The sequence below is a fragment of the Streptosporangium roseum DSM 43021 genome, from assembly GCF_000024865.1.
GTDB classification, from domain to species: Bacteria; Actinomycetota; Actinomycetes; order Streptosporangiales; family Streptosporangiaceae; genus Streptosporangium; species Streptosporangium roseum.
On record NC_013595.1, the window covers coordinates 653139 to 668146 of the forward strand.

Genomic DNA, 15008 nt, shown 5'->3' on the forward strand with positions numbered 1-15008 from the left:
GCTCCGGCCGCCGTCCGCCGCCTACCGCGCGGGACGTATGGCCGCGCGCATCCGTGACAGCCTGGCCCGTGCCGCCTCGCGCAGCGCGGGCCAGCTGCGGTGGCGCTGGAACGGGAGCTCGAAGACCGCCGCGAACGCCCTGGCCGTCAGCAGGGCCACCGGTACGGCCAGCACGAGGGCGGCCAGGAACGCGGGCAGGCCCCCGGGCACGCGCGGCGCGACGATCAGCTGGTAGATCGCCACGACGATCGGGGCGTGGATCAGGTAGAGCGTGTAGGAGAAGGAGCCGAGGCTCCGGATCGGCCGCAGGTCCAGCAGCCGGACCAGGGCCGCGGGCCGGCCCGTCGCCACCCCGGCCAGCAGCAGGCCCACCGCGGGGCCGAGCGCGATGTCGACCCAGAAGTATCGCTCCACCGTCCAGACCGAGCCCCGCACGACGATCACCACGAGCACCGGGACGGCGGCGAGCAGCGCCAGCCAGTGCCAGGGCAGCCGCCGTACGCGCCCGTCCGCGGCGATGACGCCCGCGGCGACCACGCCCACCGCGAACAGCACGGCGAACTGGGGCGTCAGCCGCATCAGCATGCCCACGGCGGGCACGCCGGGCGCGAGCAGGCCGATCGCCGCCACGAGCACGGTGACGACCCCGAGCATCACGGCCGCGCCCGCCCTGCGCAGGATCAGCAGCAGAAGGGGGAAGACCAGGTAGAGCTGGGCCTCGATGGCGATGGACCAGAAGGCGCCGTTGGGACTCGGCGCGCCGAAGAGGTCCTGGAGCAGCAGGCCGTAGACGGCCACCGACTTGGCCGCGGGCGGGCCCTCTCCCGGCTGGGCGACCAGGGTCCACGCGATCACCAGGCTGAACGCCAGGGCGGCCCAGTAGGGCGGCAGGATGCGCCAGGCGCGACGCTGGGCGAACCGGCCCATGCCGCCCAGCCGCCATTGCGACCGCGCGGGGGAGACGGCCAGGGAGAAACCCGACAGGACGATGAACACGACCACCGCGAAGTGCCCGTAGAGCAGCCAGCCGAGCCAGCTCGGGCCGGTGTTGGCCGGATATCCGGGAAAGGCCATCAGCCAGCAGTGGTGCACCATGACGAACAGGGCCGCGACGCCGCGGATCCCGTCCAGTCCCGCCAGCCGGCCGCGGCCGCCGGCGGCCCGTTCGGCACCGTCGGCTGGACCAGGCTGAACATCCCTTTCGGGCGATTTCATCCGCTAAAACCCCGTCTCAGACTGATAGGGGCTGTCGCGTCTCCCCTTTTTTGGCCTATCGACGGGTCTATCGCTGTATGGTCACCAGACGTAACATCCGATGAAGGAATGTCGAGCGGCCTGGGTCCGTGCCCGGCCGATGTAACGGGAGCTCTCTGCTTCCCGATGGGTAATTGTATTGTCGCGGGGGGTGGCGGTGCCCCGTCATAAATTAGGGGCGGATAAATATGGACTTCTGGAAGGCCATATTCGGGCTCGTCAAGCGTAGACTCATCGGCCCTCCCCTGGCCGCGCTCGCGCTCGCCGCGGCCACTCTGGTCTTCTTCCTGATGCCCACCACCTACGTGTCGACCGCGTCCATGGTGCTCACCACCCCCGCGACCGGTGGAACGCTCCCATCCGACCCGACCAAGCCCCTCGGGCTGACCAACCCGCTGCTTCAGTTCAGCGACGGTCTCCGGGTCACGGCCGGCATCCTCATCCTCTCCATGAACGCCCCCGAGGTCGCGGCCGAGCTGGGCGTGCTGCCGAACAGCACCACCGAGATCACGATCAACGACGGCCGCACCAACCCGAACCTGCTGGGCATCAGCACCAACGGCCCGTTCGTCTACGTGGAGGTCCAGAGCAGGTCCGCCGCGACCGCCCAGGACGTGGTGGTCAAGGCGAAGCAGCGCGTCCGCCGGGAGCTGATCAACCGCCAGCAGGCGCTCAAGGCCCCGCGCTCCACCTTCATATCGATCGTCGACGTGGTGCCCTCCTCCACCCCCGAGGCCAAGCTCTCGGGAAAGCTGACGGCCGCCGGCGGGACCCTGTTCCTCGTGTTCCTGGTCGGCATCGGCATCGCCTACGGCATGACCCAGATGCGGCAGGGCGGGCGGTCCGCCGATCCCGCGCGTCCCTCCGACGGCGGCGGCGGGCCGAAGGACGACCACCCCGAGGCGGCCGCGCTCTCCGCGGGCGGGGCGGTCGCCGCCCCCCTGACCGCCTACCCGCGGATGGACACGAGGGAGCCCGCGGAAGGACCGTTCCAAGACGACTCCGAGCCGCTCGTCGTCGTGATCGAGAACGAGCCGTTCATGCACCGCGACGACGACGCCGGAGACACCATCGTGTTCATGCGCGCCAGCGGCCGGGACGACCACGAGAAGTGATCGGGCCCTCGGTGGCCCTGCGGCCACTCGAAGGCCCGGGCACATCCCGGCGGCCCGCGTCATCAGGTGATCTGGGCGCACCGTTCGATGGCGGCCCGCCGTACGTCCTGCGGCGTCTCCGACTTCGCCGAGATCATCATCGCCACCGCCTCCGGGCCCAGCCGGTCGGCGAACGCGATGGCCCCCTCGCGGTCCAGCGGGGTCCGCTGCCAGTTCTTGTGGCAGATCGTGGTGTTGGAGGGCGGAGGCTCCTCGGACCCGCCCAGGACCTCGTCGACGAACACGCCGTAGAGCATGAACTCCGAGATGTGCAGGCGGGAGTTGAAGGCGTCCATCCAGTGCCGTCCGGTGGTCTCGCTCACCCGCTGCTGCATGGCGCGGACGGTGCCGGGGGCCCAGAAGTTCAGCGCGGTCACGTAGTCGGTCAGCGGGGGCGGCGGCGCGGGGGGAAGGCCGAGCAGCTCGCGGGAGACCTGGTGCCACAGGACGTGCCGCTCCATGTCCGCGGTCACCCCCTTCTCCTCGCGGTGCAGGCACAGCCGCCCGTCGGCGGTGAAGCTCTCCAGGGTGGTCGGGCGGACCAGCACCACGTCGGAGTCGGCGATCATCACGGCGTCCACGTCGAGCCGGGCGGCGAGGGTGATCTTGAGCGTCTGCTGCATGACCCAGCCCCGGACCGGAGGCCACGGCCTCCGGGAGTTGACCCACAGGGGGTAGGGCGCCAGGCGGAAGTAGTACTTCGGGAGAAGCTCCTTATAGGTCCATATACGGCAGCGCGGACCGGCGTACTTGGCGAAGACATCCGTCCACACCGGAGAAATGATCACATGGTGTACGGTCTCGTCCGAGGTGTATTCCAGGACCGAACGGTGAAGATCGGCGAACAGCTCCGCGTCGGGCCCGTGGCTCGGTGTGATGACGGCAAGCTCGGTCATGGACAGTGGGCTCCAGTCATGCGGAATCGATGGTCACGAAACACCCGCAATCAGTATCGTCACACCGGTTGGACCGTTACGGCAGGCGTTCAGGGCAACCTCGGCCCCATTCCGGGGCGCCATTCCGAGTAACGCCCCGCCCGGGTCCGGGCGATGACCATTAGCGGGCTTCTGTGCGGGCGCCCGCCGTTCGGTTCGGGGAGGAAGCGCATGGACTTCTGGGGAACGGTCCTCGTCGTATTCCGCCGCTGGTACATCTTCCTGCCGATATTCGCGCTGTCCCTCGCCGCCGCCGGCGGCGTCTACTCGACGGTCATGACGACCTACACCTCCAGCGCCGTCCTCATCCTGACCACGCCGACCACCGGCGGGAGCCTGCCGACCAACCCGGACATCCCCAACGGCCTGACCAACCCCATGCTCAACTTCGACCACGGGCTGAGCGTCTCCGCCTCGATCCTCATCGCGGCGATGGGGACGCCGGACATGGCGGCCGAGCTAGGCGTGACCGACGGCGGGGACTTCGCCTTCAAGGTGACCAACGGCGGCAACAACCTGGAGTCGCTCGCCACTGGACCGTTCCTGTTCATCGAGGGCGAGGCCTCCTCCGCCGCGGCCGCGCAGGACATCGTGAAGCGGGTCATCGTGCGGGCGAAGGCCGAGCTCGATCACCGGCAGAAGGCGGTGCGGGCCCCCATGGCGACCTACATCACCACCTACGAGGCGGTGCCGCCGACCACTCCGATGGCGCAGCGGGGCCGGAAGCTGCGCGCCGTCGCGGCGGCGTTGGGCGTGGGCGTCGTGGCGAGCCTGTGCGCCTCGTTCATGGCCGAGAGCTTCTTCCAGAGACGGAAGGCCCGTCGCCAGGCCGGCGCCCCGGACCCCGCCGACGCGGCGGGCGAGCGGTCCCTGCCTGACCGGGCCGCCCTCAACGGCCGGGCGCACGCCGACGGCCCGGTTGCGAGGCACTGACCCCATGGCGGCGAAACTCACCCTGCCGGTCCGCCGGCGTGCCGACGGCGCGACCCTGGCCAGCCTCTTCGCCGTGGCGCTGCTGATCGTCCCGGCCCGCATGGTCTTCCGGGCGCTGCCCCTGTCGATCACGCCGGCCAGCCTCATCGCCCTCGCCGCGGCCCTTCTCTGGCTGTGCGCGCACTTCACCCTCACGCTGGGCATGGCCAAGGGCCGCAACCCGGTGCGCACCGCGCTGTTCGTCTACCTGACCGCGATCGTCGCCACGTACGGCTACGCCAGCTACGGCTACATGCCGTCCGACGAGCTCAACCTCGCCGACCACGCCCTGATCCTGCTGGTGGCCAACGCCGGTCTCGCGCTCATGATGTGCGACGGGGTCCGCGGCGCCGCGCGCCTCGACTTCGTGCTCCAGGCCGTCGTGGTGGCCGCGTCGGTCATCGCGGTGATCGGGGCCTTCCAGTTCCTGTTCGACCTCGACCTGACCCAGTACATGCAGATCCCCGGACTCCGCTACACCTCCGAAGACGGATTCATCACCGAGAGATCCGACTTCCGCCGGGTCGCCGCGACGACCGGCCATCCCATCGAGTTCGGTGTCGTGTGCGCGATGCTCCTGCCGATCGCCGTCCACTACGGCTTCCAGGCCGGCGAGCGCGCCGAGCCCGCCCTGCGGTGGTGGGTGTGCTCCGGGCTGATCGGGATGGGCCTGATGTTCTCGGTCTCGCGGTCCGCGGTGCTCGGGCTCGCCGGCGTCGGCGTCGTGCTGTTCCTCGGCTGGCCCGCCCGGCGGCGGCTGCACGCGATGGGAGTCGTCCTCGTCTTCCTGATCCTGATGAGGATCATGGTCCCGGGGCTCCTGGGCACGTTCTACGGCCTGTTCGCGAACTTCGGCAACGACGACAGCATCCGCTACCGCACGCACGACTACGAGGTCGCCGCCCACGAGATCGCCAAGCACCTGTGGCTGGGGCGTGGAGCGGGCACGTGGTACGCCCCGAAGCACCAGGTCTTCGACAACCAGTACATCCTGTCCACGGTGGAGACCGGCCTGATAGGCATCGGGGCGATCGTCGGGATGTTCGCGTGCGCGATCTACGCGGGCCTCCGGGCCCGCTATCTGAGCAGCGATCCCGGCACCCGCGACCTGGGCCTCACCCTGGCCGCCTGCATGGTGGTCCCGCTGATCGGGGCGGCGACCTTCGACCTGCTCTCCTTCGCCACCGTCACCGGTCTGTCGTTCCTGCTGATCGGCGCCGCGGGGTCGCTTCTGCGCAGTGCCACCGAGACGGCCGCGCTCCATCCCCGCGACACCGGTACGTTCTGGCGCGTCCGCACCCCCAAGGATCTGTTCCGCGGATCCGGCGGGAGGAGCGATCAGGTCGTGTCCTGACCGCTCCCGCCCGCCGGGCCCGTCTCAGCCGTCGCACTCCAGCGGTCCGACGACGGAGGTGATCCGGTAGTTCTGGTCGATCTTCACCAGGGAGTTGCCGGCCCAGTCGATGGCCTTGCAGTCGGCCTCGACCGGTCCGTAGATCCAGGAGTCGTCGACCAGCATGTTGTCGCGCACGACCAGCTTCCCGCGCGCGTTCTTCAGCTGGATGCTGTAGGTGCCGCCCATCACGAGGTTGTCGGTGACGACGGCGTCGACGATCTGCTTGTCGACGAGGAAGATCGGCGCGGTGACGTCCTTGGCATGGCGCTGGTCGATGGTGTTGTGGTCGAAGGTCAGGCCCCTGCCGGTGTTGTAGGTCTGGATGCCGTCGGAGTGGTCACCCGGGTTGGAACACAGGTTGGCGTAGGAGTCGCGGATGACGACGTCGTCGCCGGAGGCGCGGAAGCCGTCACCGTGGTTGCGGACGTGCACCCGCAGGGCGGTGTACTTGTCCTGGCCGATTCCGGGCAGCGTCTTGCAGCCCTGGGCGGGGCCGACGGTCGAGTCGGTGATGGTGAACCGGTAGGTCCGGGGGCCGTCGGCGTTGATGACGCTCCCGTCGATCTGGCTGTTCCTGACCGTGACACCATCGGCGTGGATCAGCAGGTCACCGGGGATGTGCACGCCGTCCAGCACGGCGCCGGACTTGGTGACCCGGTAGGCGGCGCCGTCCTCGTTGAGGGTGCTCCTGCTCAGCCGGGTGCCGGCGGGCACACCGGTGCAGGCCGGGGTCGGATGGCCCGCACAGCTGCTGCCACCGTCGTCCGGGATCGGGGTCAGCGTCGGCCGCGGGGACAGCGTCGGCTTCGGCGTCAGCGTGGGCCGTGAGGTCGGCGTCGGCTGCGGGGGCGGCGTCGGCCGGACAGTCGGCGTCGGCCTCGGGGTGAGCGTGGGCCGTGAGGTCGGCGTCGGCCTCGGCGTGCCGGTCGTGGTGGCGCTGGGACTGGCGGACGTGCCGGGACCGGGGCCGGCCGTCTGGCTGGAGCTGCTGCTCGGGCTCGCGCCGGTCTGGCTGGGAGAGGGGCCCGTCCCGGTTGTCTGGCTCGGGCTGGGACCCGTGCCGGTCCGGCTCGGGCTGGGATCGGGGCTCGCGCCGGTCTCGCTCGGGTTCGGTGACGTGCCGGGGGTGGCGTCCGTGCTCGGGGTGAGGCTCGGGACAGGCGTCTCGCCCGGAACCTGGGGCGGCTGCGACGGCTGGGGCGACCTCGTGGGCGCCGGGGCCGGGGAGCGGTCACGCCAGCGGAAGATGACGTCCACCCAGTAGTTGTAGCCCTTGGGGTTCCAGCGGTCCGGGAAGGTGCTCCTGCCGTACCCGAACACCCCCGCGTTGCGGGACGTCGTGGCCAGCGGCCCCGAGCGGGCGGAGTCGAAGCCCTTGCTGCCCACGTAGTTTCCGGCCGCGCTGTGGTAGGAGACCGTGTAGAGCTGCTTGGCCTTGAGCTGCACCGGCGAGGCGAAGCGGGCCTCCTGCCAGCCCGAGGCGCTCTCCCCGGCGAACGTCACGCGCGCCAGCCGTTTCCCGCCCGCGCTCCACAGGCTCCCGGTGTGCTTGCCCCTGTCACCGGGGGCCTTGTAGAACCGGACCCCCGCCACCCAGCCGCTCCTGGCCGCGGTGAAGCGCATGCCCAGTTCGACGGGCGCGCGGTCGGCGCGCGGCGTGGCCTTCACCTTGGTGCTCGTCGACCAGAAGCTCGTCTCCTTGGGCTCCTGCGGTGCGGCGGCGGGCGCGGGCTGAGCCGCGGCCGCCTGTTCCACGGTGACGCCGTCGCGGGTAATGAACCAGACAGCCGGGACGGACACCGCCACAACGGCCACGATGAGGACTGCCACCAGTCCCGGTTGTGACCGACGGCGGCGGGGCGGCCTGCCTTCGCTGTTTCCACCCCGGCGTGGGGGGCGTGCACTGGTCATCTCTCTGACCTCCGCGCCGATTTGCGGTCGGCTCGACAATGTGTCCGTTTGGTCCTCGCGCAGAGGCCATTGTTGCGGCTGAGGTCATAGATACGCATCAGTTTTGCTGGTATTGCCTAGAAGAGTTTCCAAATGACCATTGTTCGACTATGTCGTTACTTGGCCCCCTGGACATGAGGGGCGTGTCATCTGATGCGCCAACAATAAGGAGGAGATGGTGTGAAAGTCAGCCCACGCAGGTCAGCGGGCCGACGGTCGAGGTGACACGGTAGTTCTCATCGATCGTCACCAGTGAGTTGTCAGCCCAGTCGATCGTCTTGCATTCGGAATCGACCGGACCGTAAACCCAGGACTTGTCGACCAGTTTGTTGCCCCGCATGATCAGCTTTCCGCGCCCGTTCCGCAGCTGAATGCTGTAGGTGCCGCCCATGATCAGATTGTTGGTGATCACGGCGTCGACGATCTGCTTGTCGACGAGGAAGATCGGCGCGGTGACGTCCTTGGCCTGGCGCTGGTCGATGGTGTTGTGGTCGAAGACCAGGCCCCTGCCGGTGTTGTAGGTCTGGATGCCGTCGGAATGGTCCCCCGGGTTGGAACACAGGTTGGCGTAGGAGTCCTTGACCACGACGTCGTCGCCGGAGGCGCGGAAGCCGTCGCCGTGGCCGCGGACGTGCACCCGCAGGGCGGTGTACTTGTCCTGGCCGATCCCCGGCAGCGTCTGGCAGCCCTGGGCGGGGCCGACGGTCGAGTCTGTGATGGTGAACCGGTAGCTCCGGGGGCCGTCGGCGTTGATGACGTGCCCGTCGATCTGGCTGTTCCTGACCGTGACGTCCTCGGCGTGGATCAGCAGGTTGCCGCGGATGTGCACGCCGTCCAGCACGGTGCCGGGAGTCTTGACCCGGTAGGCGGCGCCGTCCTCGTTGAGGGCCTTCACGGTCAGCTTGGTGCCGGGCGGCACGCCCGTGCAGGCCGGGGTCGGATGGCCGGGGCAGCGGCCGGTGGCACCGGTGGGCTCACCCGGGGTGCCGGTGGGCCGGCTCGTCGGGCTCCCGGCCGAGGACGACGTGCATCCCGTCAGGGACATCATGGTGACCGCTGAGACCGCAGCGAGCAGACTGACCCATCGCATTGTCGTTCACTCCGTCGTGTCCGGACCGCAGAGCCGATCTCGCAGCTGCGTCCATGATCCCGCAGAAAGGTCGCGCCCGCTGATCGCCGACACGGGAAGGGGCCAGTCGATCCGCAGGTCGGGATCGTCGTAGCGGACGGACAGGTCCTCGGCGGGGTCGTGCTCCCGGTCGATGCGGTAGCAGACGTCGGTCTGCCCGGTCAGGGCCTGGAAGCCGTGCAGCAGCCCGGGGGGCACGTAGAGGGTGACGAAGGTCTCGTCGTCGAGCAGTACGGAGGTCTGCTCGCCGAAGGTGGGCGAGCCGGGACGGGCGTCGACCAGCACGTCGTGCACCGCTCCGCGGGCGCAGCGCACCAGCTTGGCCTCACCCCGGCCGGAGCGGCCGTGCATCCCGCGGACCGTCCCCTGCCGCGAGCGGGACTGGCTGTCCTGCACGAACGCCGAGAAGTCCAGCCCGGCCCCCTCGGCGACGGCCTTGTCGAAGGTCCTGGTGAACAGCCCCCGGTCGTCACGGTGTGGCGTCGGTACGAACAACAGCACCCCATCGATTTTGGTTCGTTCTACTCTCAACAGGTCATCCTTTTCTCAGAGGCGGTCGGGAGGCGTTCCGGTGAACGACGCTGTGGACGAGGACACTGCGCCGGACCGCGGACGGCCCGGCGGGCGGCAGCCGGTCGTCAGCGTCGTCGTGCCCGCGCACAACGAGGAGGCCGTCGTGGCGAACGGCCTGCGGCGGCTGCTCGCGGGGACGTCGCCGGGTGAGTTCGACGTGGTGGTGGTGGCGAACGCGTGCTCCGACCGCACGGCGGAGGTCGCCAGGCAGGCAGGCGTGCGCGTCATCGAGACGCCGGTGCCGGGCAAGGCCGGCGCGCTGCGGCTCGGCGACGAGACCTGCCGGACCTTCCCCCGCGTGTATCTGGACGCCGACGTCGAGCTGGACGCGGAGTCGGTGCGCGCGCTCGTCGCCGCCGCGGGCCGCCCCGGTGTGCTCGCCTGCGCCCCGGTCCCGGCGTGGGACCTGGCCGGAGTCGGCTGGTTCACCCGGCGTATGCACAAGGTGCACGACCAGTTGATCGCGCCGTTCCGGGCGCTGGCGGGCGTCGGGGTGTACGTCCTCACCGAGCAGGGGCACGCCCGGGTCTTCCCCCTGCCGGACGTGATCTCCGACGACGGCTGGGTGCACGGCGCTTTCGCGCCTCACGAGCGGGCGGTGGTGTCCGAGGCCCGGTCGCTGGTCCGACCGGCACGGACCGTCTCGGCGCACCTGAACCGGCGGGTGAGGGTGCGCCTGGGCAACCGGCAGCTCGCCGAGCTGGGCCGGTCCGCGGCCGAGGGCCGCCTGCGGCTGAGCTCCCTGGCCGCCCTCGTGGCAGGACGGAAGGTGAGCCCCCTCGACGCGGGCTGCTACCTCACCGTCCTGCTCATGGACCGGACGCTGACCCGGATGCGCGCCTCGCGCGGCAGCGGGATCCAGTGGGGCACGGACACCGGCAGCCGCTCCCCGGCGGGCGGGTAGCCCGCGGGGGACCGCCGTGCCGTCCGTCCGGGCGATGAGGTCCGGCGGGCCGGTCCGGCCGGCCGTACCGCTGTCCGGGGGGCGGGTGCGGCAGGTCCGCCCGGTACGGCCGGCCGTCCTGCCGTCCGCGTCGCCGGTACGGTCAGGCACCGGCCCGCTCGGTGATCGCGTATACCCGGACCGAGCCGAACGGGCTGTCCTCGACGCTCCTGCGCCCCCGTGTCACCGTGCGGAGGCAGCGGAAACGGCCGGTGCTCAGCAGGAACGCCTCCTCGACCGGGTTGAAGTAGATCACCGTGACCGGGCGCGGGTTCCGGTCCACGGACGCGATCAGCCTCTCCATCACGGTCGCGAAGGTCTCGCCCCGGAAGGGGTTGTTGAGGAACACCACGCTGACGTCGTCGGGGATGTCGTAGTCGAGCACGTCCGACCGGACGAGGTCGACGTCCTTGCAGCGCAGGCGGAGACGGGTGTTCGCGATGTTCTGCCGTGCGATGTCGTTGAGCTGCTCGGACAGCTCGACACCGATCACCTTCCCGAAGGGGTATCGGGACGCCGCCTCCAGCACCATGCGGCCCATGCCGGAGCCGAGGTCGATGAAGACGTCGTGCTCGCCGACGTCACGCCGGGGCAGCGTGCGCCGGAGGGTCTGCCAGTTCGCCGCCGAGTAGTAGACCCGGTCCTGCCGGGCCAGCCCGAACTCCTCAAGGCCTACGACGTCCGAGGTCCGTACGCCGTAGCGGCGCTCGAACAGGAGCTGGACGGAGTTGCGGCGCAGCCATCGGTAGGACCGCCGGAGCCCTTCCATCGCTCCGGCCGCGGCTGCCGCGCCCGTGTCGACGCAGCTCTCCATCAGGACGGCGAGTTCCGTGGCGGCGACGCTCTCTATGAGCACGCTCATGGCGGCGGTTCCTCTCTCGCTGGTGTGTCAGGAACAGGCGGCCTCGTAGGCGGCCAGAAGCGCGGTCCTGGAGCGTTCCCACGACAACGGGCCGGTGACCCGGGCCTTGCCGGCCTCGCCCATCCGCTGACGCTCCTGGGGGTCGTCGAGCAGCCGGGCGATCAGCTTGGCGAACTCCGGCTCGTCGTTGGCCGGTGCGTAGACCGCGGCGTCTCCGGCCGAGACCCGCGCTTCGCGGAGGTCGAAGGAGACGATCGGGCGGGCCATCGCCATGTACTCCATGATCTTGTTCATGGTGGACACGTCGTTGAGCGGGTTGAGCGGGTCCGGCGCGAGGCAGACGTCCGCCGCGGACAGGTAGCGCAGCAGGTCCTCGTCCGGGATCCGGCCGGTGAACTCGACGGAGTCCGACAGGCCCAGCTCGCAGGAGAAGGCGACCATGTCCTCGAAGGTGTCCCCGCCGCCGACGAACACCGCGTGCCAGTCCGTGCGGCCCAGGTCGTCGCGGAGCCTGGCCAGGGACCGCAGCGCGTAGTCCACGCCGTCCTGCGGGCCCATCACGCCGAGGTAGCAGAGCAGGTGCGGCTTCCCGCGCTTGATCGACTCCTCCGGGGGGACCTGGTGGAACCGCTCGACCGCCGGTGCGCTGCGCACCACGAACACCTCTTCGGGCTTCTTGCCGCCTCTGCCGATCGCGACCTCGCGGTAGCTCTCGTTGGTCGCGATGACCACGTCGGCGGCCCGGTAGGTGAGCCGCTCCAGCCGGCACACGGCGCGGTAGAGGAAGTCCTCGCCGCGGTCGAAGCGGGACAGGTAGAGCTCGGGCACCAGGTCGTGCTGGTCGAACACGAACCGCGCGCCCCGCCGCTTGAGCATCCTCGCCACGAGGAACAGCAGGTCCGGCGGGTTGCAGGCGTGCACCACGTCCACCGGCCCGATCCGCCGGGCCAGCCGGAAGGTGTGCCACAGCGCCGAGCCGTACTCCTGCACGTAGCCGAGCGGGCCGCCGGTCGCCGCCCGCAGCGGATAGCGGTAGATCTTCACCCCGTCTATCTCGACGCGCGGCTCGGTGTCCCGTTTGGTGCCCTGAGGACAGATGACATGCACGTCCCAACCGGCGTCGCGCAGCGTGGTGCTTTCCTGCCACACCCGCCGGTCGAACGGTACGGAGAGGTTCTCGACGAGGATGAGTGCTTTACCAGCCAAGGCCCACGTATCCAGGGTGTGCCCGGCGCTCGGCGGCGTCGGGGAGGCGGACGAGGTCGATGATCGTACGGTCACCCGCGCCGTCGAGCGCGCTCAGCACGGCGGGGTCCTTGCAGCCGACGACGCAGACGTCGGCGTGCGCGAGCACGTCGTCGGCGGAGTTGCTCAGCAGGTCGCCCAGGTGCGGCAGCCTGCTCTCGATGTAGTCCCGGTTGGCCCCCATCAGGCGGGACAGCGAGACGTTGGCGTCATAGATGCGCAGGTCGTATCCCTTGCCCAGCAGGCGTTCGGCCAGCTCGACCAGGGGGCTCTCCCGCAGGTCGTCGGTGCCCGGCTTGAACGACAGCCCGAACAGCCCGACACGGCGGCTGCCGGCCGCGGCCACCAGCTCGAAGGCACGCCGCAGGTGGTCCTCGTTGGACGGCAGGACGTGCGACAGCAGCGGCACCGAGACGTCGGCCCGCCGGGCCGCGTAGACCAGGCCCCTGAGGTCCTTGGGCAGGCACGAGCCGCCGAAGGCGAAACCCGGCCGCAGGTAGGCGGGGCTGATGTTGAGCTTGCGGTCGGCGAGGAAGACGTCCATGACCTGGTGGGAGTCAAGACCGAGTGCCTGGCAGACCGCCCCGATCTCGTTGGCGAAGCTGATCTTCAATCCGTGGAAGGCGTTGTCGGCGTACTTGGTCATCTCGGCCACCGCCATGGGCACCCGGAAGACCTCGCCCGGCAGGCCCTCGTACAGCGAGGCGACCGCGTCGCCGCTGGCGGGGTCGAGCTGGCCGATGACGGTCTTGGGCGGCTCGAAGAAGTCGCGCACGCTCGTTCCCTCGCGCAGGAACTCCGGGTTGACCGCCACGCCGAAGCCGGTTCCGGCCCGCAGCCCCGAGGTCCGTTCCAGGATCGGGATGAGCAGGTCGGTGCAGGTGCCGGGGAGCATGGTGCTGCGGAAGACGATCGTGTGCCGCTCGCTCTTGCCGGCCAGCACCTGGCCGATCTGCTCGGCCACCCGCTCCAGGTAGGCGGTGGAGAGGCTGCCGTTCGGGGCGGACGGCGTGCCCACGCAGATCAGCGAGATCTCCGTCTCGTTGATCGCCTCGGCGACGTCGGTGGTGGCCCGCAGCGCGCCGGCCCGCACGACCTCGGCGGTCAGCTCGCCGATCCGCTCCTCGACGACCGGCGCCTGGCCGCGGCCGATGAGTTCGATCTTCGTGGGATTGACGTCGACGCCGATCACCTCGTGCCCGCTGGCCGCGAGACAGGCCGCGGAGACGCAGCCGACATAGCCGAGTCCGAACACGCTGATTCTCATTGTGCGCTGCCTCCATCGCGTCACTTGCCGGCCGGTTGCGGGGCAGGAGGCGTTTTCTAAGCCTCGCCCGAATCACCCTTTAGTCGGATGATTTCTTTGGATCGTTACGTTTTCGAGAAGTACTCGTCCCTGGAGATGTGATTACCGCCGCAAATCGCGAAGTTTGTGCACAATATGGCGCAAGCCAGGGCCGAGTGCGGATGATTTCGCCGAGGTGACCATGGAGTCCCGTGCCCGCCGCAGCGCCTGCCGGGCCGAGCTCCGGGTCACGATCCCCTGGCACACCGGCGTCTCACCGGTCTTGGCGCGCCGTTTGTACTCGTCGTCGCCGCGTCCGAGGTCGATGCGCGTGATACCGAGGGCGGGAGCGGCGGCGACGAGTTCGCGCAGCAGCATCCATCCGGGGGCGAGGGCGGAGAAAGCCGGATCGTAGACCGGGAACCACCAGTGGAGCACGTTTTCCGAACGTATTCCGAAATGTGCCGCCACCAGATGGGGACCGGCGTGCAAAGTGGACAGAACGCCCCCGAATGAGGAGTCGCGGGTGTGCAGCAGCCGGGTCAGCAGGTCATGGCGGTCCGGTTCGGCGAAGTAGTCCCTGGCACCGGTGGCGGCATACTGCGCGCGCTTGAGCTCCACCACCCGGTCCAGGACCTCGGGGTCGACCGCGTCGGCGGCGAACCGCACCGGGCCGTACGTCCGATCGGCCTTCGCCGTACGGCGGCGGGCCTGTCCCATGTTGTCCTTGCCGCTGCGTGACGCCCGGCCCAGGTATCCCTCCAGGCCGCCGGAGACGTCCAGGAACGGCGACGGCCGCCGCGACTCCACCCACGGCTCGAAGTCCGCGCAGCTCTCCACCAGGTGGTCGAACTCGAAGCCGCGGACTCCACCGGCGAGCAGGGCCAGCGGGGGGAAGGAGGAGCCGGGGGCGAGCACGGGCCCCTGGAAGTCGGCCGCCGGCCAGCCCGCGGGCCTGATCAGCGACCGCTCGCGGTGATGGGGCAGCAGGGCGCGGACCTCGCCCGCCCGGTCCCTGCCCACCGCCACCCGCACCTCGCGGCCGCTGGCGTGCACGGCCGCGGCGAAGCCGGGGTGGAAGTAGGGGCTGTCCAGCAGGGGGTTGGCCGCCCGCAGCAGGTGCCAGGCGTCCAGCTCCTCCGCGGTGAGCGCGTCGAACCCGACCGTCCGCACCGTCTCCGTCTGCGCCGCCTGTGCCGCCTGTGCGGCCGCCCGTGCCCTCTCCGGCCGTGCGGGATCGGGTGCCTCCGGTCCGCCGGGCGGTTCGCTCGCGGGCATGCTCAATGTCGTTCCTCTCGTCGCCGACCGGA

Annotated in this window: 13 protein-coding genes; 4 read left to right on the forward strand and 9 right to left on the reverse strand. The window is 70.1% G+C overall.

Going from position 1 to position 15008, the window contains the following annotated elements:
- Window positions 1-21: 21 nt before the first annotated feature.
- A complete protein-coding gene (locus SROS_RS03050; RefSeq protein ID WP_012887413.1) occupies window positions 22-1215 on the reverse strand; it encodes an acyltransferase family protein in 1194 nt (397 codons plus the stop codon).
- A 227-nt stretch (window positions 1216-1442) separates the two neighbouring features.
- Between SROS_RS03050 and SROS_RS03055 the strand changes: the two genes are divergently transcribed.
- The gene (locus SROS_RS03055; protein ID WP_012887414.1) at window positions 1443-2369 is read left to right on the forward strand and encodes a hypothetical protein; all 927 of its coding nucleotides are present in this window, start codon (window positions 1443-1445) and stop codon (window positions 2367-2369) included.
- 62 nt (window positions 2370-2431) lie between these two features.
- Here SROS_RS03055 and SROS_RS03060 read toward each other — a convergent pair whose 3' ends face one another.
- A complete protein-coding gene (locus tag SROS_RS03060) occupies window positions 2432-3304 on the reverse strand; it encodes a DUF6492 family protein (protein ID WP_012887415.1) in 873 nt (290 codons plus the stop codon).
- A gap of 210 nt (window positions 3305-3514) precedes the next feature.
- Here SROS_RS03060 and SROS_RS03065 point away from each other — a divergent pair, with 210 nt between their 5' ends.
- Entirely contained in the window at window positions 3515-4276 is a 762-nt protein-coding gene (locus SROS_RS03065; protein ID WP_012887416.1) for a hypothetical protein, read from the forward strand.
- 4 nt (window positions 4277-4280) lie between these two features.
- Complete coding sequence (locus SROS_RS03070; RefSeq protein ID WP_012887417.1) at window positions 4281-5669, forward strand: O-antigen ligase family protein; 1389 nt, start codon at window positions 4281-4283, stop codon at window positions 5667-5669.
- Between the two features lie 24 nt (window positions 5670-5693).
- Here SROS_RS03070 and SROS_RS47125 read toward each other — a convergent pair whose 3' ends face one another.
- The 3 genes from SROS_RS47125 to SROS_RS03090 all read right to left on the reverse strand — a co-directional run bounded on the left by SROS_RS47125 (window position 5694) and on the right by SROS_RS03090 (window position 9321).
- Window positions 5694-7541: a DUF4082 domain-containing protein gene (locus SROS_RS47125; RefSeq protein ID WP_169369234.1), complete on the reverse strand. Its 1848-nt coding sequence runs from the start codon at window positions 7539-7541 to the stop codon at window positions 5694-5696.
- Window positions 7542-7848: 307 nt separating this feature from the next.
- Window positions 7849-8751 (reverse strand): hypothetical protein, encoded by a 903-nt coding sequence (locus tag SROS_RS03085; RefSeq protein WP_012887419.1) that lies wholly within the window; start codon window positions 8749-8751, stop codon window positions 7849-7851.
- Between the two features lie 6 nt (window positions 8752-8757).
- Complete coding sequence (locus tag SROS_RS03090; protein ID WP_012887420.1) at window positions 8758-9321, reverse strand: dTDP-4-dehydrorhamnose 3,5-epimerase family protein; 564 nt, start codon at window positions 9319-9321, stop codon at window positions 8758-8760.
- 40 nt (window positions 9322-9361) lie between these two features.
- On the opposite strand from SROS_RS03090, the gene SROS_RS03095 reads away from it, so the two are divergent.
- Complete coding sequence (locus SROS_RS03095; protein ID WP_012887421.1) at window positions 9362-10267, forward strand: glycosyltransferase family 2 protein; 906 nt, start codon at window positions 9362-9364, stop codon at window positions 10265-10267.
- Between the two features lie 142 nt (window positions 10268-10409).
- Here SROS_RS03095 and SROS_RS03100 read toward each other — a convergent pair whose 3' ends face one another.
- The 4 genes from SROS_RS03100 to SROS_RS03115 form a co-directional block, all read right to left on the reverse strand.
- Window positions 10410-11168, reverse strand: a complete 759-nt coding sequence (locus tag SROS_RS03100) for a class I SAM-dependent methyltransferase (RefSeq protein WP_012887422.1) — start codon at window positions 11166-11168, stop codon at window positions 10410-10412.
- A gap of 27 nt (window positions 11169-11195) precedes the next feature.
- Complete coding sequence (locus tag SROS_RS03105; RefSeq protein ID WP_012887423.1) at window positions 11196-12374, reverse strand: glycosyltransferase family 4 protein; 1179 nt, start codon at window positions 12372-12374, stop codon at window positions 11196-11198.
- Window positions 12364-13680 carry a nucleotide sugar dehydrogenase gene (locus SROS_RS03110; RefSeq protein WP_012887424.1) on the reverse strand — a complete coding sequence of 439 codons (1317 nt, stop codon included), beginning with the start codon at window positions 13678-13680 and terminating at the stop codon, window positions 12364-12366. The genes SROS_RS03105 and SROS_RS03110 overlap by 11 nt, the downstream gene beginning before the upstream one ends.
- Before the next feature lie 141 nt (window positions 13681-13821).
- On the reverse strand, window positions 13822-14976 hold the full coding sequence (locus tag SROS_RS03115; RefSeq protein ID WP_218919805.1) for a GNAT family N-acetyltransferase: 1155 nt from the start codon (window positions 14974-14976) through the stop codon (window positions 13822-13824).
- Between the last annotated feature and the right edge of the window lie 32 nt (window positions 14977-15008).